This is a genomic window from Pseudomonas sp. S4_EA_1b, from assembly GCF_016307435.1.
Taxonomy (GTDB): Bacteria; Pseudomonadota; Gammaproteobacteria; order Pseudomonadales; family Pseudomonadaceae; genus Aquipseudomonas; species Aquipseudomonas rhodesiae.
Genome location: NZ_JAEILC010000001.1, coordinates 39,706 through 58,029, shown reverse-complemented (window position 1 = coordinate 58,029; position 18,324 = coordinate 39,706). Strand labels below are relative to the sequence as shown.

The window sequence follows — 18,324 nt, the reverse complement described above, 5'->3', positions numbered from 1 at the left end:
CTTCCAGCAAAATGTTAAGTAACCGGGGCTGTTCTTCAGCCCCGAGTTGTTTCTGATTCATTAGACGAGACTGACTTCATGGCCCTCGACATTCACGCCCACCGCATCCTGATCCTCGACTTCGGTTCCCAGTACACCCAACTGATCGCCCGCCGCGTGCGTGAAATCGGCGTGTATTGCGAACTGCATCCGTTCGACATGGACGACGAAGCGATCCGCGAATTCGCCCCTAAAGGCGTCATCCTCGCCGGCGGCCCCGAGTCCGTGCACGAAGCCAACAGCCCGCGCTGCCCACAAGCCGTGTTCGACCTGGGCGTGCCGGTCTTCGGTATTTGCTACGGCATGCAGACCATGGCTGAGCAACTGGGCGGCAAGGTCGAAGGTTCCGAGTTGCGTGAGTTCGGTTATGCCCGTGTGGACGTGGTCGGCAAGAGCCGCCTGCTGGACGGCATCGAAGATCACGTCGACGCCGACGGCCTGTTCGGCCTCGACGTATGGATGAGCCATGGTGACAAGGTCACCAAGATGCCGGAAGACTTCCACATCCTGGCCAGCACCCCGAGCTGCCCGATCGCCGGCATGTTCAGTGACGAGCGTCGCTACTACGGCGTGCAGTTCCACCCGGAAGTGACCCACACCAAGCAAGGCGGGCGCATTCTGTCGCGCTTCATCCTCGATATCTGCGAGTGTGAAGCCCTGTGGACCCCGTCGAAAATCGCTGAAGACGCCATCGCCCAAGTACGCGCCCAGGTCGGTACCGACAACGTGCTGCTTGGTCTGTCGGGCGGCGTTGACTCCTCCGTGGTTGCTGCGCTGCTGCACAAGGCCATCGGCGACCAACTGACCTGCGTGTTCGTCGACAACGGCCTGCTGCGCCTGCACGAAGGCGAGCAAGTGATGGCCATGTTCGCCGAGAACATGGGCGTCAAAGTGATCCGCGCCAACGCCGAAGAGCAGTTCCTGAATAACCTGGCCGGCGAGTCCGACCCGGAGAAGAAGCGCAAGATCATCGGTCGCACCTTCATCGACGTGTTCGATGCCCAGTCCAGCAAACTGGACAACATCAAGTACCTCGCCCAGGGCACCATTTACCCCGACGTGATCGAGTCGGCCGGCGCCAAGAGCGGCAAGGCCCACGTGATCAAGTCCCACCACAACGTGGGTGGCCTGCCTGAGGAAATGAACCTCAAGCTGGTCGAACCGCTGCGCGAACTGTTCAAGGACGAAGTCCGTCGCCTGGGCCTGGAACTGGGCCTGCCGTACGACATGGTCTACCGTCACCCCTTCCCAGGCCCTGGCCTGGGTGTGCGCATCCTTGGTGAAGTGAAGAAGGAATACGCCGACCTGCTGCGTCGCGCCGACCATATCTTCATCGAAGAACTGCGCAAGGCCGACTGGTACCACAAAGTCAGCCAGGCGTTCGTGGTGTTCCAGCCGGTCAAGTCGGTTGGCGTTGTCGGCGATGGCCGTCGTTACGCCTGGGTCGTGGCCCTGCGTGCAGTGGAAACCATCGACTTCATGACCGCCCGCTGGGCACACCTGCCGTACGAACTGCTGGAAACCGTCAGCGGCCGTATCATCAATGAGATCGAAGGCATCTCGCGCGTGACGTATGACGTGTCGAGCAAGCCGCCGGCGACGATTGAGTGGGAATGATTGGACGTCCGGCATTGTCCGGCACCCACTAGCAAAAAATGCCCTGGAGCCCGCGTAATTGCGGGCTTTTGGCTTTTTGGGGCTGGCAAATTCTGGCAGCTTTGTGCATCGCCAGGCAGCGTGTTTGTGTGACGTCAGCTCCGGTCGTTACGGCTTAGGCGGGATCACCCTGGCTCAAGCGTGTGAGCGTCTAGGGGAGGCGAAGAAGATGATCGCCGCGGGCAAGTTCTGTTCCCTTCTTTGCTTCGTCGAGCAGCCATTGAGCAAAAGCTTGTATTGGCTCTCTACCCAATTCGATGGGCTCAGGGAGGATGAGGCAGAAGGTTTTAGAGATGGTTTTTCCGTCCGGCCACGGGGCGATCAGGCTTCCTGACGCCAGTTCGGTCTCAACGTACAGGCGCGGTACTAGCGCAACGCCGAGGCCGGCCAATGCGGCTTCTATCAACATTCCATGGAGATCAAAGCGTGCGCCAATTGCAGGATTGGTCAGCGGGCTTCCCACCTCTTGGGAGTAGTGTTGCCAAGCGTCAGGGTTCTGTCGTCGGTGAAGGCGCGGTAATTCGTCCAATGCGGTTGTTCGATTGCGTCCTGTCAGAAGTCCAGGATGGCAAACCGGAACCAGCACTTCATGCAAAAGTTGGTGAGTTTGCATGCCCGTCCACGCCGGGTGTTCGAAATGGATGGCAGCATCGAATCCGCTGCCGGCCAGGACCAAGGGCTCCATGCGCTCGGCCAAATGCACAGTAATGTTCGGATGCTTCTGCTGGAAGCGTCCCAAGCGAGGGATGAGCCATCGCATCGCGAACGTCGGGATAGTGGCAATGTCCAGGCTTGCGCCATCGTTCGGCTGCCCCATCAAGTACTGACTGTCCCGATCCAAGCGGTCAAGTGATTCGCGAACCTGGGCCGCGTAACGCTCTCCGTTAGGAAGGAGTCGGACACGATTGCCGACCCGCTCAAACAGCGTGACCCCGAGGAAGGCTTCCAACCGGCCGATCTGGCGACTGATAGCTCCTTCAGTCAAAGACAGTTCCTCTGCCGCGCGCGCGAAACTGCCGTGGCGGGCGGCGGCTTCAAATGCTGTCAGTGCCGTGCTGCTGGGGATCTTCCTTCGCATGAGCGTTCCCGTTCTGATGATGGCGATCCAGCTTAGCTTGATCTTTCGTCACTGAAGCATACCGAATAATCGTTTTATACGCCGTGATCAAGGTCATAGCATGACTAGACATCAACAAGGAGGGCCGGACCTACGAAAAGGCCGGTAGCGAGCTATCCATGATCTATACCGTCGAGTGCAGCTTTGCCGACCCAGTCAGCGAAGCACAGTGGAATGATTTCTATAGCCTGGAAAAGCTACCCGCGCTTATTTCCGTGAGTGGGTTCCATACTTCGCAACGCTTCAAAGCGATTAGCGCTGGTTGCCCTGTGTACCTGGCCATGCACTCGATCGACGGTCTGGCTGTGCTTGAAAGTGATGAGTATCGCCAGAAGGGCGGGGGCAACTTCGCACGCTGGCAGCAGCACATTACCGATTGGCACCGCAATCTTTACGGCGGCCTTGAGCGCGCGCCTGCCATCGGTGAAGGCGAGTATCTGATCGTGAGCGCAGTCGGTCCCGAGCCGCTCATCAAGATGGGGCTCACGCCTGAGCAGATGTGGGCGGTCGCATTGGAGAAGTGTCCTGAGAACAGGTGGCTGGCGAAGCTGGATAGCGCCATTAGTCTTGGTGCAGATCCCCTTCCGAAGAACGTACACCTCTATGCCCCGATGGCTGCGCAATTGACCAGTGGTAATGGAGCAGCGCCCCAGACGCAGGGGCAGAATCGATATGCCTAACCTGACGATCTTTATCCAGGCGCAAAAGATGCCGCCCGAAGCGAATCTGGCGGAACTCACCGAACGATGCACCCGGCTTTGCACGGACGTCCTCCAGGCTGCGCTGGACAACGTGCATGTCATCTATGTCGCTGCTCGCCAGGGGCGTGGGCATCCTGCTTACGCGCAAATCAAGTACCGCCTCGAACCGTTCAGAACGCCATCGGTCATGGACGATTTCATGGCGCGACTGGATGAGGCAATAAAACGCCATGCCGGGCTCACGGCACACATCCGTTGCTTCGGCTATCCAGCCGATACCCTCTACGCGCGGAACTGATGATTCGCAAGGAGTGCCGCAATGAACGACATGAAATTTCCGGGCCAGCAGATCGGCGACTTTTCGATTACGGCCATCAGTGATGGATACCTTTGCGCAAGTCTGGATCTTCTCTCCAACATTAATCCTACGCAGGCTTACAAGTTGCAGCAGGACGCAGGTGTGAGCGACCCATCCTCGATTCACATCAACTGTTACCTGGTGCGTGGAAGGGGCCGCACGATCCTCATCGATGCGGGGGCTGGTGGTTTCAAGCAGTGGGGCGGAAAGTTAAAGGCGAATCTCGCGCTTGCTGGGGTGCAACCCGCTGACATTGACACCATTCTTCTGACCCATGCTCATCCCGACCATGTTGGGGGCCTGCTTGACTCTTCATGGGAAGCAGCCTTTCCCGATGCAGAGTTAGTCGTCCACCAGCGCGAGGTTTCTTTTTGGAAGGATGATGGCAACCTCAGCCGATCGAGTGAGCGGGCTCGTGGCAACTTTCTGTTTGCTCGCAAGGTGTTCGATCAGTATCGGGAGAAGACGCGCACGTTTACTGATAACGAAGTTCTGCCTGGCATCAGTGCGATGCCTCTTCTGGGGCATACCGCAGGACATTGCGGTTATCGTCTCGATTCCAATGGTCGTAGTCTGCTGGTTTGGGGGGATATCGTTCATTTCCCCAAATTCAGATTGCTCGTCCCGATGTATCCATTGCATTCGACCAAGATCCGCTTCTTAGCGCCGAAACACGATCCAAACTATTGAGTGTTGTTAGCTCGGATAAGATTCTTATCGCGGGTATGCACCTTGGCGAACTCGGGTTTGCACGTGTCGAACGGCTAGGCAAGACCTACAAAATTTCCTACGAAACTTAGCAGCTGTTGGCGATGCCTACGATGCGTCGGCTACGGCGCCCACCCGCCGCAAACCACCAGCCTGAAACAACAAAACCCGCATTGGCGGGTTTTGTTGTTTCTAGCGAAGGGGTTTATCAGAAGTCGTAACGCACGTTCGCACTGAAAGTGTCGGCGTCGAAACCACTGCTGGTCAGGTAGTTGTATGTCCCTCCGACGCTCCAAGCGCCCACTCGGTAGTTTGCACCCAGGCCCAGCTCGTAGCTGTCGCGCGCTGGTGTGGCGCCGGTGGTGGTGAATGGGGTGCCGCCGAGTACGAAGGTGGAGGTGGTGCCGGCCTTGTCGCCGATGAAGTCGTGCCAGGCCATCAGCTTGGCTTCCGGTTCCAGGCTGCCTGCACCTAGGTCAAAAGCGGCCGCCAGGCGAGCGCCCAGGCCCATTTCGCCGATTTCATAGCGCTGGCTGCCGACGTTGAGGGCGGCTGAGCTGCCTTTCTCGTGGTACGAATCCATCGACACATTTGCATAGCGCGCACCGACTTGAGGTTCCAGCAGCCACTGCTTGTTGAGCTGGAACGTGTAGCCGGCCAGTGCGTTGACGCCAAAGATCTCACTGTCGTAGTCGGCCTTGGCACGGGTGCCGGCGATGTAGCGTTTGGATTCGTTGTCGTTCCAGCCATACATCAGCGAGGTGTCGACAAAGAAGTTGTCACGGGCCCAGTTGCCGTACAGGGTCAATGCGTGGCCGCTGACATCGGTTTTGTTGCCCAGGTCGGATTTGACGTCGCTGGTCAGGTAGCTGTAAGCCAGGCCCACGGTGGTCTCGGCGTTGACCTTGCCGTCGGCGCCCACGGCGATGCCGTTGGTGTTGGCGTCGTAGCCTGCGACACCGTGGCGACTGTCTTGGTCGGCATCGCTGGACAGCGCTTGCAGCCATACGCCTTGTTCTGCCAGCACGTCACCGGAGGACAAACCGCTGCGCGCTTTGCTGGCACGACGGTTGATGGCGCTTGCGACCAAGGTCTGGCTGTTGGTGGCAGCGTTGATCGCCCCACGGCTGACATCTGGGGTCAGGGTTTCGGCCAGTTTGGCCAGCTCTTCGGCGGTGGCGGCGTTGGCGAAGCTTTGGAATACCGGGTCGCTTTCGTCCAGTTGGCCCATCACCGTGTTCTTGAACGGCTTGATGGCATTCACCGCATTACGCGAGCCGTGGGCACCCAGCAGGTCTTGTGTGACGACTTCATCATTGCGGGTGGCAACCAGTGCTTTCACGTCCTGGCCTTCAATGCCGAAGTTCTTCACTTCAAGCAGGGCCGAGGAGGAAACCACGGACAGGTTCTCCGGGTCTTCCCACGTACCGGAATTGATAAGGGTGTAGCGGTTGCCCGCGGCCGAGGTGCGGAAGTCATCGGAGCGGGCCTGCAATTCGATCTGGCTGCCTGCAGAGAAGAAGGTATTGCCGGTGACTTTCAGGATCGGCGCGTTGGGCAGCGTGTCGTTATCAAGCAGCAGACGCAGGCGCGCAGTGTCGCTGTCCATGTCGAGGTCGCCGACGATGGTGGTCTGCGGGCGAAGCAGCGTCAGGCGGCCACCGTCGATATCGACGAAACCGGCGCGGATGGTCGAGCCATCGAACATCGCCTCGCCTTGCACCAGCACGCCACTGAGGCCCAGCAGGTCACCCTTGACCTGACCACCTTGCCAGTAGAAATACGAGGGTGAGGCGTTGTCGTTCACCAGAATTGCCGCAATGCCGCCTTCGATCAGGCCACCTGTCTGCCTGATGGAGAGGGTGTCGAAGCCGCCGGAGGTGTCGAGGTTGACGAAGTGGATACCCATGCCTTCGCCGGAGATAGTCCCGCTGTTGTTGATATCGCTTGTGAAGGGCGCGCCTGTCATCTGCCCGGTGAAGCGCGCGTTCTCGATCTCGATGCCCGCTGAATCGAGGCCGCGAGCGGTGATCGTGCCCGAGTTATTGATGCGCGCCTGAGTCGAGGTGATCATCATGCCGTTGGCGTTTTGGCCAGTCACACTGATCTTGCCGTTGTTGTTTACGTTGCCCGCGATATTCGCCTGATACAGGTCCAGCCCCATCGCGCCGTTGCCGCTCACCGTAATGTCGCCGTTATTGACCAGGTCGCCCGCGATGTTGGAATTAAGGAGTACGGCGATGCCGGACGGGACGTCGCTGGGGCTGGTGGTCGTCAGGTTGATGTTGCCCTGATTGATCAGATTGCCCGCCAGGGTCACGTTGAGCAGGCCGACACCTGCGTTTTGCGAGGTCCCGGTCAGGGTGGCGTTATTGAAAACATCGCCGTCGCTGTTGTAGGCCCCGTTGCTCAGGTCATAGTTGAAGTCGGGTGCGGGTGCGGCATGGACCGTGGCAGTGGCAGTGGCAGCCGCAACGGACAGCGCCAACAACGAGCGGCGCAGGTGGGAAATGTTCAAGGCAGTATCCTTACAGGGCGGAAACTGACAGGGAATAACGCGCGCGTCAGCGTCCGTCTTTTAGGCATCCCTGCCAGCTTGTCAGTGAGTGCTGATTCAAGCGCGGCCGAATTTACACGATGCGTGTAGGACAATTCATCAAGAAAATGACTAAGGCCGGGAAAAAAGCTAAAAAATGCGACGTTTCAGTTATTTTTTTTAACTTTACGGAATTAATCAGCAATAGCTGGAACTTCAGGGTCATTGGCGTTGTCACGGGCCGCGCGGAGCCTGATGGGGGAGGTAGTGGGTTGTTTCAAAGGGATCTGCCTACTCTCAGTCTCAAGACGCTGATGCGCCAACGGAGTTTTAGCCCATCGGCTCCATGCCGCTTCCCACCCCTCGTCATGACTTGCCCCTGGTACATGCACGCATTGGGAGAGGGGCGAGCCAAGTGCCTGTTGGTACTGATCGGCTAAATGACTCGGAACGATTGAGTCAGCTTCTGCGATGAAATGGCGCTGGGGTATTAAGGCGAGTCGATCACGGTAGTCCAGCGGTTCCAGTGAACCGTCGAGCGGGGACAACCCTTTCATCGCCGCCCACAGACGTGGGCTGAGATTGCCGGCAAGGGTTTGCACTTGGGTCACATCATTGCGCTGCGCCGCCAGCAATAATGCCAGAGCGGCGCCTCCTGAATACCCCACCAGTTCGAACTCACGATTGCCATATCGCTGTTTCAGTTGGTCCATGGCCTGGCTGAGACGGTCGACCACTGCCTGAGAAAATCGTCGATCGGTCCAGAGTGAGGTTTGACAGGTTGCGGCCATCACGAACTGGCAGGGGCGTGCCAAGTAAACGTTCGGCGCCGGATCGTCGACCGCCAACCGTGGCACCAAGAGATTATGCGGGCTTGGGTCCAGGCTGGGTTGTGTGGCCGTGGCCCAGGAATGCCCATCGCCTTCCAAATAGACACGCAGGCGAGTCATTTTTTCGGCAGTTCGCGGTGCAAGGATGAAGAGGGGGAACGCATGTCCCGGCAAGACCTCCCAGTGTCGGCCATGCTCTTGAGCTAGTTGTTGCAGCGCCTCACGCGGCGTCTGGCAGGCGATGAGAAGCGCGCTGAGCATCACCAACCAGGCTTTACAGACGCCGGCCAATGGTCGACGGCAGGAAAAGTCTCTACTCAACATAGGGGGAGTTCGCAGCAGATGACTTAACGCCATTGCTTTTTCCTGACTCGGCTCACCGCCGCGCAATATCCGAAAAATAAAACTTATCCAGCGTATGCCGCGACTCGGTGTACTCGAACTGCCTTCCATCCTGGAAGAATGTCTGGTTGCTCACCACGATCACATGGCTCTGGCCGTCGAGGTCCAGGTGGGCCTGGTCGTCTTTGCTGCGTGGCAGGGCTTTGATGGTGCGTTGGGCGTAGCTGATTTGCAGCTGCAACGTCTGTTCGATGAACGCGTAGATCGACTGCTCGGCAATGGTGCGGTCCAAGCCTGGGATCAGGTCGGCGACGAAGTGGTTGATGTCGAGGATCACGCGTTTGCCATCGATGTGTCGTACCCGTTTGATGCGGGTGATCAGCGTGCCGGGTTCGGCTTCGATGTGTTGCAGCAGCGAACCCTCCAGCGGGATCTGGGTGAATTCGACCACTTCGGTCAGGACGTCATCGCCGAGGTCGGCGTGGGTTTCGTGGAAGCTGACGATGCCGCCCAGCTGAAACTCGATCGGGTTGGGCGACAACACAAACGTGCCCTTGCCGTGGATCTTTTGCGCAAACCCACGCTCCTGCAATTGTTCGATGGCGCGGCGCACGGTGCCTCGGCTGGCCTGGTAGCTGTCCATCAATTCGGTTTCGGAGGGGAGGCGCGTACCACGTTGCAGGCGTTCAGTGGTGATGCTGGCAAGCAGATCGCTATAGATCTGGTTGTATTTGCTCATGGGGATGGCTCTGTGCCCGGCTTATTCAGGCTCGAACCTTAGTGCTACCGATAGGGTTTGTCCATTGAGCCCTTGGTTGCTGCGGCTTCCATGGGGCTCAGCAGATTCCTACAGAAAATCAGGAAAAAACAATTTCAAACTCGTACAGACGAGTTGTTGCTTTAACTCGTCTGTACGAGTACTTTTGCTTTCGGCGTGCTGCCAATGACTGCCCCAAATAAAAAAACCAAAGTGGAAACCAAGCATGAGCCACGACTATTCGAATATCGCCCGCGAGATCCTCGAGCACCTCGGAGGCAGCGACAACCTGGAGCAAGCCGCACACTGCGTGACTCGCCTGCGCCTGGCGCTCAAGGACCCCAGCCGGGTCAATGGCAGCGCGCTGAACCAGGTCGATCTGGTCAAGGGTTCGTTCTTTACCGGCGGCCTGTTTCAGGTGGTGATCGGTCCCGGCGAAGTGGAAAAGGTCTACGCCGCCCTGCGCGAGCAAACCGGCCTTGCCGCCTCGACCATCGCCGACGTCAAGAAAGCCGGCGGCGACAAGACCAACCCCATGCAGCGCCTGGTCCGCGTGTTCTCCGATGTGTTTATGCCGATCCTGCCCGCGCTGATCATTGCCGGCCTGCTTATGGGCATCAACAACCTGATGGGCGCCAAGGGCATGTTCATCGAGGGCAAGACGCTGCTGGAGGCCTATCCGAACCTGGATGGCCTGTGGAGCCTGATCAACCTGATGGCCAATACCTCGTTCGTGTTCCTCCCGGCGCTGGTGGGTTGGTCGGCGGCCAAGCGTTTCGGCGGCAGTGAAATCCTCGGCATCGTACTCGGCTTGATGCTGGTGCATCCGGACCTGCTCAACGCCTGGAACTACGGCAAGGCCGTCGCCGGTCTGGATGGCCAGAGCCTGCCGTACTTCGACATTTTCGGCTGGTTCAGGATCGAAAAAGTCGGCTACCAGGGGCAGATCCTGCCGATCCTGATGGCCGCCTATGTGATGAGCGTGATCGAGAAGTGGCTGCGGGCACGGGTGCCCAATTCGATTCAATTGCTGGTAGTGCCCATCACCACCATTGTGGTCACCGGCGTGCTGGCCCTGGCGATCATCGGCCCGGTGACCCGTCACCTCGGCATCCTGATCACTGAAGGCGTGGTCACCCTGTTCGACCTGGCGCCGATGGTCGGTGGGGCGATTTTCGGCCTGCTGTATGCGCCGCTGGTGATCACCGGCATGCACCACATGTTCCTGGCCGTGGACCTGCAACTGATCTCCACCCAGGGCGGCACCTTTATCTGGCCGATGATCGTGATGTCCAACCTGGCCCAGGGCAGTGCCGCACTCGCCGTGTTCTACACCACCCGCAATGCGCGGGACAAAAGCATGGCCTCCACCTCGGCGATTTCCGCGTATTTCGGCATCACGGAACCGGCGATGTTCGGGGTGAACCTGCGCTTCAAGTTTCCGTTTTATGCGGCGTTGGTGGGGTCGGCCCTGGGCAGCATTTTCCTGTCGCTGAACAAGGTGCAGGCCTCGGCCATCGGGGTGGGCGGCTTGCCTGGGTTTATTTCGATCGTGCCGCAATCCATCGCGATGTTTGTGATCGGGATGGGCATCGCGATGGTCGTGCCGTTTGTTTTGACCTGTGCGTTGAGCATGAAGATTGTTCGGCCGGGTTATCGCGTCGCCTGAACTATCGCTATCGGGGGGCAAGCCCCCTTCCCACAGTTGGAATGCTTACACCCTGTGGGAGGGCGGCGCGACGGTTCGATTTGCTCGCGATGAGGCCCGAGAGGCCAGCACAAAACCCTACTAAAGGAACCCACCATGCAAGACTGGCAACACTCGGTGATCTACCAGATCTACCCCAAAAGCTTCCACAGTCACGCGGGTAACGCCACCGGTGATCTGCTGGGCATCGTGGACAAGCTCGACTACCTCCAATGGCTAGGCGTGGATTGTTTGTGGATCACGCCGTTCCTGCGTTCGCCGCAACGGGACAACGGCTACGACATCAGCGACTACTACGCCATCGACCCCAGCTACGGGACCATGGCCGACTGCGACCTGCTGATCGCCGAAGCGGCCAAGCGCGGCATCAAGCTGATGCTCGACATTGTGGTCAACCACACCTCCATCGAGCATGAATGGTTCCAGCAGGCACGCAGCAGCCTCGACAACCCCTACCGCGATTTCTATATCTGGCGCGACCAGCCGAACAACTGGGAATCCAAGTTTGGCGGCTCGGCCTGGGAGTACGAGGCGCAAACCGGCCAGTATTTCCTGCATCTGTTCGATCACACCCAGGCCGATCTCAATTGGGACAACCCCAAGGTGCGCGCCGAAGTGTTCAAGCTCATGCGTTTCTGGCGTGACAAAGGTGTGGGCGGTTTCCGCCTGGATGTGATCAACCTGATCTCCAAACCCGCCGATTTCCCTGAAGACAGCAGCGACGGCCGCCGTTTCTACACCGATGGCCCGAACGTGCACGCCTACCTGCAGGAAATGCACCGCGAAGTCTTCGAGGGACATGACTTGATCAATGTCGGCGAAATGTCGTCCACCAGCCTGGAACATTGCATCCGCTACTCTCGGCCCGAGTCGAAAGAGCTTTCGATGACCTTCAACTTTCACCATTTGAAAGTGGATTACCCGAACCTGCAAAAGTGGGTGAAGGCCGACTTCGACTTCCTGCAACTCAAGCAGATCCTTTCCGACTGGCAACTGGGCATGCAGGCCGGCGGCGGCTGGAACGCGCTGTTCTGGTGTAACCACGACCAGCCGCGAGTGGTCTCGCGCTTCGGTGATGACGGCGAGTACCGCGTGGTCTCGGCCAAGATGCTCGCCACTGCGCTGCACTTTCTCCAAGGCACGCCGTTTGTGTACCAGGGCGAAGAACTGGGCATGCCCAATCCGGGCTTCGACAGGATCGAGCAGTACCGCGATGTGGAGACCCTGAACATCTTCCGCCTCAAGCGCGATGCGGGCGAATCCGAAGCGGCGAGCATGGCCGCGATCATTCAGAAGTCCCGCGACAACGGCCGTACGCCCATGCAATGGAACGCGCAGCCAAATGCGGGTTTCAGCAGCGGCGAGCCGTGGATCGGCATCCCGGCCAGTGCGGCGCACATCAATGTCGAACACCAACTCGACGATCCCGACTCCGTGCTGCACCACTACCGCGCGCTGATCGCCTTGCGTCGTCACGAACCGCTGATCCAAGAGGGCGTTTACCGGCCACTGCTGCAAGACCATTTGCAGGTATGGGCCTACCTGCGCGAAGGCCTCGGCGAGCGCCTGCTGGTGCTGAACAACTTCTACGGCCAGCCCTGTGAGATCCAACTGCCTGACCAGGTGATTGGTGCGGCGACCGAGCAACGCCTGCTGATCAGCAACTACCCCGACTGCCCGCAACGCACCACCACGGTGGTGTTGCGTCCGTACGAATCTTTTGTGCTGCATTTGAAGGACTGAGACCCGCTGTAACCCCTGTATGGGAGTGCAGGGGCGCTGCAAAAAAACATAATAAAAATATTGGAGTGCTTCATGAAAACCACCGTAAAGCTCGGCCTCGTTGCCTCCTGCCTGAGTCTGCCATTCGGCGCCCAGGCCCTGGAATTCGCCGGTTACCTGCGCAGTGGCGCGGGGACTTCCACGGGCAGTGGCCCACAGCAGTGTTTCCAGTTGCCGGGGGCGCAAACCAAATACCGCCTGGGCAACGAATGCGAGCAGTACGCCGAACTGGAACTGCGTCAGGACCTGTTGACCTTCGACGATGGCTCGGTACTCAGCGTCGATGCGATGGCCTCGCTCTACAACAAGTACGACCGCGCCCTTAAATTCCAAGGCGAAGACAACGGCTCGGCGCGCATGCCGCAGATGTATGCGCAATGGTCGAACCTGCCTGCCCTCAACGGCGGTTCGCTGTGGGCCGGTCGGCGTTACTACAAACGTAACGACATCCATATTTCCGACTTCTACTACTGGAACCAGAGCGCCACGGGCGGCGGTATCGAGGACGTGCTGATCGGCGACCTCAAGTACAGCTATGCGATTTCCCGCAAGGACAACCTGTACCAGAAGGAATACGCCACCCGTCACGATTTCAACGTCGCGGGCTTCAAGACCAACCCCGGCGGCGAGCTGGAGCTGGGCTTGAGCTATATCGAAAAGGCCGGTGGGCGCGATACCCACAGCGGTTGGGCGCTGACCGCGCAGCATGTGCAAAAACCCTTCCTGGGCGGCAAGAACAAATTCGCCCTGCAGTACGGCGAAGGCCCCGGCACCGGCCTGGGCTACACCGGCAATACCTTCCTGGACAACAGCAGCAAAAGTTATCGCGCCGTGGAGTTTTTCGACTGGCAGGTGACCCCGCGTTTCGGTGGACAGATCGAGGCGGTGTACCAGAAGGACATTCGGCCCGGCAGCCAGGATCAGACCTGGATGTCCATCGGCGTACGACCTGCGTATGCGCTCAGCGAACAATTCAAACTGGTCACCGAACTGGGGCACGATCAAGTCGACGCCACCGGCGGTACGCGCAAACTGAGCAAATTCACCTTCGCCCCGACTTGGTCGCCCAAAGGCCCGGATTTCTGGGCGCGACCGGAAGTGCGCTTGTACTACACCTATGCGACCTGGAACGAAGCGGCCAAGCGTGCGGCGAATGAACTGGCGGCGGGCTCGGCGTTGTCCGACACCGGTTCCTATGGCACGGCGCGGCATGGGTCGAACGTGGGCGTGCAGGTTGAATACTGGTGGAAATAAGTCACCCCTGGCATTCGCATCTACCCGTGATTTTTACAGAACAAAACAGCAGGTGAAGTCATGATCACAACGCAACCCCTGGAATTGCGGGCGCCCTTGTCGGGTGTACTGCTGGCGCTGGACAAGGTGCCCGACCCGGTATTCGCCAGCCGCATGATCGGCGACGGCCTGTGCATCGACCCAACATCGCAGACCCTCTGCGCGCCGCTGGCCGGGGTGATCAGCAATATCCAGGACACTGGGCATGCGGTCAGCATCACCGATGACAACGGCGTGCAGGTGCTGATGCATATCGGCTTGGACACTGTAAGCCTGGCCGGCAAGGGCTTTACCCGTCTGGTCGAGGAAGGCCAGCGGGTGGAGGCGGGGCAAGCCCTGATCGAATTCGATGCCGACTATGTGGCGCTCAACGCACGCAGTGTGCTGACCCTGATGCTGGTGGTCAGCGGCGAGCCCTTCACGCCTCTGGCAAGCGGCCTGGTGGAACTGGGCCAGCCCGTGTTGCAGGTAGCCCCTGGCAATCGGATAGAAGAGGCCGATGAGGAGGAGGGCGACGCCCTGTTCTCCAAGCCGCTGACCTTGCCGAATGCCAACGGCCTGCACGCCCGCCCGGCGGCTGTATTGGCCCAGGCCGCGAAAGCGTTTAGCGCAAGCATCTACCTGCACAAGCAAACCCAGAGCGCCAATGCCAAATCGCTGGTGGCGATCATGGCCCTGCAAACCGTGCAGGGCGACAGCGTGCAAGTGAGTGCGGCGGGGGAAGACGCCGAGGCCGCGATCGCGGCGTTGGTTGCGTTGTTGACGCAAGGCTGTGGCGAGGCCGTTACGACACCGACAGCACCGGAGCAACCGGTGTTGCCGGCCACGCTACTAAGGGGCGTGTGTGCATCGCCGGGGGCGGCGTTCGGCCAAGTGTTTCAAGTGGCCGAGCCTGTGTTGAACATCACTGAGCAGGGCGCCGGGCAGGCCGTTGAGCAGGCAGCGTTGGCCCGTGGTCTGGCGGCCGCGACCCAAGCGCTTCAAGCCTTGCAGGACGATGCCGTCGGCAGTGCCCAGGCGGAGATCTTTCGTGCCCATCAGGAACTGCTTGAAGACCCGACATTACTGGAACAAGCCCACGGATTATTGGCCGAGGGCAAGAGCGCAGCCTTTGCCTGGAACCGCGCCACCGCCGCCACCGTGGAACTCTTCCAGGGCTTAGGCAATGCGCTGATCGCCGAGCGGGCCGCGGACCTGGCGGATGTCGGCCAGCGTGTGTTGAAACTGATCCTCGGCATTCAAGACAGCGCCTGGGACTTGCCCGAGCGCGCGATCCTGATCGCCGAGCAACTCACCCCTTCGCAAACCGCCAGCCTGGACACGCGCAAGGTGCTGGGCTTTGTCACGGTCGGCGGTGGCGCCACCAGCCATGTCGCCATCCTCGCCCGGGCCCTTGGCCTGCCGGCGATTTGCGGCGTGTCGCCTGAAGTGCTGGCGCTGGCCAATGCTCGGTATGTCTTGTTGGACGCCGATCAGGGAACGTTGCAGTTGGACCCGGACCTGGCGCAAATCGAGCAGTTGGAAACGGCACGCGCGCAACAGCTGCTGCGTCATCAGCGGGACATGGCGCAGGCCAGTGTTCCTGCAATCACCCGCGATGGGCATCATGTCGAAGTCACCGCCAACGTTGCTTCGTTGCCGGAAGTGGAGCAGTCCCTGGGCCTGGGCGGCGAAGGCGTCGGCCTGCTGCGTTCGGAATTTCTCTACCTGGACCGCAACCGCGCCCCCAGCCCCGACGAACAAGCCGCCACCTACACCGCCATCGCCCGTGCCTTGGGCACCGAGCGCAACCTGGTGGTGCGCACCCTGGATGTCGGCGGTGACAAACCTTTGGCCTATGTGCCGATGGAGGCCGAGAACAACCCATTCCTCGGTCTGCGCGGCATTCGCCTATGCCTGGAGCGGCCGCAATTGTTGCGCGAACAGTTCCGCGCGATCCTCGCCAGCGCTGGTTTCGCGCGGCTGCATATCATGCTGCCGATGGTCAGCCTGCTCTCTGAGTTGCACCTGGCTCGGCGGATTCTTCAAGAAGAAGCATCGGCGCTCGGGCTCGCGACGCTACCGAAACTGGGCATCATGATCGAAGTGCCGTCCGCTGCATTGATGGCGGACGTCTTCGCTCCCCATGTGGACTTTTTCTCCATCGGCACCAATGACCTGACCCAATACACCCTGGCCATGGACCGTGACCATCCGCGCCTGGCCAGTCAGGCCGACAGCTTCCACCCGGCGGTATTGCGGCTGATCGACACAACGGTCAAGGCTGCCCATGCCCACGGCAAGTGGGTGGGCGTGTGCGGTGCGCTGGCGTCCGAAGCGCTGGCGGTGCCGGTGTTGATCGGGTTGGGGGTGGATGAGCTGTCGGTCAGCGTCCCGTTGATCCCCACTATCAAGGCCACGGTGCGCGAACTGGACCTGGCTGACTGCCAGATCATCGCCCGTCAGGTCCTGGGCCTGGAAGAAGCCGCCCAAGTGCGCGAGGCATTGCGCATGTACCAGGCGGCCACCGTTGAAACCTCACCTGTCGTGGAGCTTTGAGCATGTTCGAGAAATTGCAGCGGGCGTTCTGGAAGGCCCTTACTCCGGATCTGGTGGCGGAAACCGTAGCCGCGCCAACGCAGAATGAGTTGTCGGCCGAGGTGCTGAGTGCGTTGGGCGGGGCGGATAACCTCAAGTCGCAACAGCGCGTGGCACTGACGCGGGTGCGGGTGCAATTGGAGGATGCGGGGCGGCTGGATGAGGCGGGGTTAAGGGCGTCGGGTATTGCTGGCGTGATGGTGTTACCGGGCGGCGTAGTCCATCTGCTCACCGGCCTTTGAGCCAAGTAAAGCCAATTGGCGGTGTCTGAAATATTGCGCTCAGAGTGGCGGGGTGTCTTCCGGCGGCTTGGTCTTGTCGATACCCGGCACATGCAGGTTGCCTTCGACCACCTGGTTGCCTTCCAGCTGCGGCTGGGTCACCCAGGTGAGAATGTCGTAGTAGCGCCGGATGTTCGCCACAAAGTGCACCGGTTCGCCGCCCCGCGCGTAACCGTAGCGGGTCTTGCTATACCACTGCTTCTGCGACAGGCGCGGTAGCATTTTCTTTACGTCCAGCCATTTGTTCGGGTTCAGGCCTTCGCGCTTGGCCAACGTGCGAGCGTCTTCCAGATGGCCGGTGCCCACGTTGTAGGCGGCGAGGGCGAACCAGGTGCGGTCCGGTTCGGCGATCTTGTCGTCCAGTTCGTCCTTGATCTTCGCCAGATACTTGGCGCCGCCCATGATGCTTTGCCGGGCATCCAGGCGGTTGGACACGCCCATGGCCTGGGCGGTGTTCTGGGTCAGCATCATCAGGCCGCGCACGCCGGTCTTGGAGGTGACGGCCGGCTGCCACAGTGATTCCTGGTAACCGATGGCCGCCAGCAGGCGCCAATCGACCTTTTCTGCCTTGGCATATGCCCGGAAGTGCTTTTCATATTTGGGCAGGCGTTGCTGCAAATGCTGGGCGAAGGTATAGGCGCCGACGTAACCCAGTACGTCGACATGCCCGTAATAGCGGTCTTTTAGCCGTTGCAGGGTGCCGTTCTTCTGCACCTTGTCGAGGTAACTGTTGACCTCGTTGAGCAGGCTGTTGTCATCCCCGGCGGCCACGGCCCAGCTCTGGTTGCTGGCATTGCCCAAGTCGAAGGCCACGCGCACATTGGGAAAGTACACCTGATTCATCGCCACTTCGTTGGAGTCCACCAGGGTCAGGTCGATTTGGCCCTCGTCCACCATGCGCAGCAAATCGACCACCTCGACCGCGTCGGATTCTTCGTATTCGATGGCAGGATTTTGCTTTTTCAGCTCGGCCAGTTGTTCGGCGTGGGTGCTGCCCTTGAGCACCATGATCTTCTTGCCCACCAGATCCGCCGCGTTGGTCGGCCGCGATTGGCCGTTGCGGTAGATGATCTGCGGAGTGACTTCCAAATAAGGATGGGAGAAACGCACCTGTTGCTGACGCTGTTCGCTGCTCACCAGGCCGGCGGCGGCGAGCACCGGGCCGTTGGGTTTGCCCAACTGGCCGAACAGGTCGTCAAGGTTGTCGGCGGTCTCGATTTCCAGCTTCACCCCAAGGTCATCGGCAAAACGCTTGACCAGTTCGTACTCGAAACCGGTTTCACCGTTGCGGTCCTGGAAATAAGTGGCTGGACTGTTTCGAGTAACCACCCGCAATACGCCATCCTCCTTGATTCGCTCGAGCGTGCTGGGTTTATCAACACAGGCGCTGAGCATCAGGAAGAGTCCGGTTGCGATGAGCCATCTGGCGCATCGCGGGCGCAAAGCAGTTGGGGAGAACATCTGCGCAGTATACGCAAACGGCCCACGGCGCCATATCTCGACAGCGCAGGACTTGTCTGCTAGCGCCGCCAAAACTGTGCTGCAGCCCGCAGAAATGGGCGTTGGCGGGCGTTTGTGACGGTTAAAATAACTGCGCGGAATGCAGCGGATGACGCCGCGATAAGGTGCAATCGCGGCC

At 59.8% G+C, this 18,324-nt stretch carries 14 protein-coding genes; 9 read left to right on the top strand and 5 right to left on the bottom strand.

Annotation, left to right across the window (positions count from 1 at the left end; all coding sequences use genetic code 11):
* Nucleotides 1-78: 78 nt before the first annotated feature.
* A complete protein-coding gene (guaA, locus tag YA0848_RS00230) occupies nt 79-1,656 on the top strand; it encodes a glutamine-hydrolyzing GMP synthase (protein WP_034100389.1) in 1,578 nt (525 codons plus the stop codon).
* Nucleotides 1,657-1,846: 190 nt separating this feature from the next.
* Here guaA and YA0848_RS00225 read toward each other — a convergent pair whose 3' ends face one another.
* Nucleotides 1,847-2,773, bottom strand: coding sequence for a LysR substrate-binding domain-containing protein (locus tag YA0848_RS00225; RefSeq protein ID WP_034100387.1), 927 nt, complete (start codon nt 2,771-2,773; stop codon nt 1,847-1,849).
* Nucleotides 2,774-2,931: 158 nt separating this feature from the next.
* On the opposite strand from YA0848_RS00225, the gene YA0848_RS00220 reads away from it, so the two are divergent.
* The 3 genes from YA0848_RS00220 to YA0848_RS00210 are packed head-to-tail and all read left to right on the top strand — an operon-like array spanning nt 2,932 to nt 4,561.
* Complete coding sequence (locus YA0848_RS00220) at nt 2,932-3,492, top strand: sugar ABC transporter (protein WP_169903815.1); 561 nt, start codon at nt 2,932-2,934, stop codon at nt 3,490-3,492.
* Nucleotides 3,485-3,811 (top strand): hypothetical protein, encoded by a 327-nt coding sequence (locus YA0848_RS00215; protein ID WP_034100383.1) that lies wholly within the window; start codon nt 3,485-3,487, stop codon nt 3,809-3,811. The genes YA0848_RS00220 and YA0848_RS00215 overlap by 8 nt, the downstream gene beginning before the upstream one ends.
* A 21-nt stretch (nt 3,812-3,832) precedes the next feature.
* Nucleotides 3,833-4,561 (top strand): MBL fold metallo-hydrolase, encoded by a 729-nt coding sequence (locus YA0848_RS00210; RefSeq protein WP_232925007.1) that lies wholly within the window; start codon nt 3,833-3,835, stop codon nt 4,559-4,561.
* Nucleotides 4,562-4,787: 226 nt separating this feature from the next.
* Here YA0848_RS00210 and YA0848_RS00205 read toward each other — a convergent pair whose 3' ends face one another.
* The 3 genes from YA0848_RS00205 to treR all read right to left on the bottom strand — a co-directional run bounded on the left by YA0848_RS00205 (nt 4,788) and on the right by treR (nt 9,026).
* On the bottom strand, nt 4,788-7,097 hold the full coding sequence (locus YA0848_RS00205; RefSeq protein WP_034100379.1) for an autotransporter family protein: 2,310 nt from the start codon (nt 7,095-7,097) through the stop codon (nt 4,788-4,790).
* Between the two features lie 212 nt (nt 7,098-7,309).
* A complete protein-coding gene (locus YA0848_RS00200; protein WP_232925010.1) occupies nt 7,310-8,206 on the bottom strand; it encodes an alpha/beta hydrolase in 897 nt (298 codons plus the stop codon).
* 115 nt (nt 8,207-8,321) lie between these two features.
* Complete coding sequence (treR, locus tag YA0848_RS00195; protein ID WP_034100378.1) at nt 8,322-9,026, bottom strand: trehalose operon repressor; 705 nt, start codon at nt 9,024-9,026, stop codon at nt 8,322-8,324.
* 244 nt (nt 9,027-9,270) lie between these two features.
* Here treR and treP point away from each other — a divergent pair, with 244 nt between their 5' ends.
* From treP to YA0848_RS00170, 5 genes are all read left to right on the top strand, one after another.
* Nucleotides 9,271-10,713: a PTS system trehalose-specific EIIBC component gene (gene treP / locus YA0848_RS00190; protein ID WP_034115023.1), complete on the top strand. Its 1,443-nt coding sequence runs from the start codon at nt 9,271-9,273 to the stop codon at nt 10,711-10,713.
* Between the two features lie 135 nt (nt 10,714-10,848).
* Nucleotides 10,849-12,495, top strand: coding sequence for an alpha,alpha-phosphotrehalase (gene treC, locus YA0848_RS00185; protein ID WP_169903817.1), 1,647 nt, complete (start codon nt 10,849-10,851; stop codon nt 12,493-12,495).
* Nucleotides 12,496-12,567: 72 nt separating this feature from the next.
* Entirely contained in the window at nt 12,568-13,788 is a 1,221-nt protein-coding gene (locus tag YA0848_RS00180) for a maltoporin (protein WP_034139202.1), read from the top strand.
* A 60-nt stretch (nt 13,789-13,848) separates the two neighbouring features.
* The gene (ptsP, locus tag YA0848_RS00175; protein WP_169903818.1) at nt 13,849-16,365 is read left to right on the top strand and encodes a phosphoenolpyruvate--protein phosphotransferase; all 2,517 of its coding nucleotides are present in this window, start codon (nt 13,849-13,851) and stop codon (nt 16,363-16,365) included.
* A 2-nt stretch (nt 16,366-16,367) separates the two neighbouring features.
* Complete coding sequence (locus YA0848_RS00170; protein WP_034100369.1) at nt 16,368-16,646, top strand: PTS transporter subunit EIIB; 279 nt, start codon at nt 16,368-16,370, stop codon at nt 16,644-16,646.
* 39 nt (nt 16,647-16,685) lie between these two features.
* Here the strand turns inward: YA0848_RS00170 and mltF are convergent, their stop codons facing one another.
* Entirely contained in the window at nt 16,686-18,146 is a 1,461-nt protein-coding gene (gene mltF, locus YA0848_RS00165; protein WP_034100367.1) for a membrane-bound lytic murein transglycosylase MltF, read from the bottom strand.
* Between the last annotated feature and the right edge of the window lie 178 nt (nt 18,147-18,324).

Excerpts from the sequence above, each read along its gene's own strand:
- ptsP (WP_169903818.1), top strand. The coding sequence starts at position 13,849 with ATGATCACAACGCAACCCCTGGAATTGCGGGCGCCCTTGTCGGGTGTA.
- YA0848_RS00215 (WP_034100383.1), top strand. The coding sequence starts at position 3,485 with ATGCCTAACCTGACGATCTTTATCCAGGCGCAAAAGATGCCGCCCGAA.
- YA0848_RS00225 (WP_034100387.1), bottom strand. The coding sequence starts at position 2,773 with ATGCGAAGGAAGATCCCCAGCAGCACGGCACTGACAGCATTTGAAGCC.
- guaA (WP_034100389.1), top strand. The coding sequence starts at position 79 with ATGGCCCTCGACATTCACGCCCACCGCATCCTGATCCTCGACTTCGGT.
- YA0848_RS00210 (WP_232925007.1), top strand. The coding sequence starts at position 3,833 with ATGAACGACATGAAATTTCCGGGCCAGCAGATCGGCGACTTTTCGATT.
- mltF (WP_034100367.1), bottom strand. The coding sequence starts at position 18,146 with ATGTTCTCCCCAACTGCTTTGCGCCCGCGATGCGCCAGATGGCTCATC.
- YA0848_RS00200 (WP_232925010.1), bottom strand. The coding sequence starts at position 8,206 with ATGCTCAGCGCGCTTCTCATCGCCTGCCAGACGCCGCGTGAGGCGCTG.
- treR (WP_034100378.1), bottom strand. The coding sequence starts at position 9,026 with ATGAGCAAATACAACCAGATCTATAGCGATCTGCTTGCCAGCATCACC.
- YA0848_RS00180 (WP_034139202.1), top strand. The coding sequence starts at position 12,568 with ATGAAAACCACCGTAAAGCTCGGCCTCGTTGCCTCCTGCCTGAGTCTG.
- treC (WP_169903817.1), top strand. The coding sequence starts at position 10,849 with ATGCAAGACTGGCAACACTCGGTGATCTACCAGATCTACCCCAAAAGC.
- YA0848_RS00170 (WP_034100369.1), top strand. The coding sequence starts at position 16,368 with ATGTTCGAGAAATTGCAGCGGGCGTTCTGGAAGGCCCTTACTCCGGAT.
- treP (WP_034115023.1), top strand. The coding sequence starts at position 9,271 with ATGAGCCACGACTATTCGAATATCGCCCGCGAGATCCTCGAGCACCTC.
- YA0848_RS00220 (WP_169903815.1), top strand. The coding sequence starts at position 2,932 with ATGATCTATACCGTCGAGTGCAGCTTTGCCGACCCAGTCAGCGAAGCA.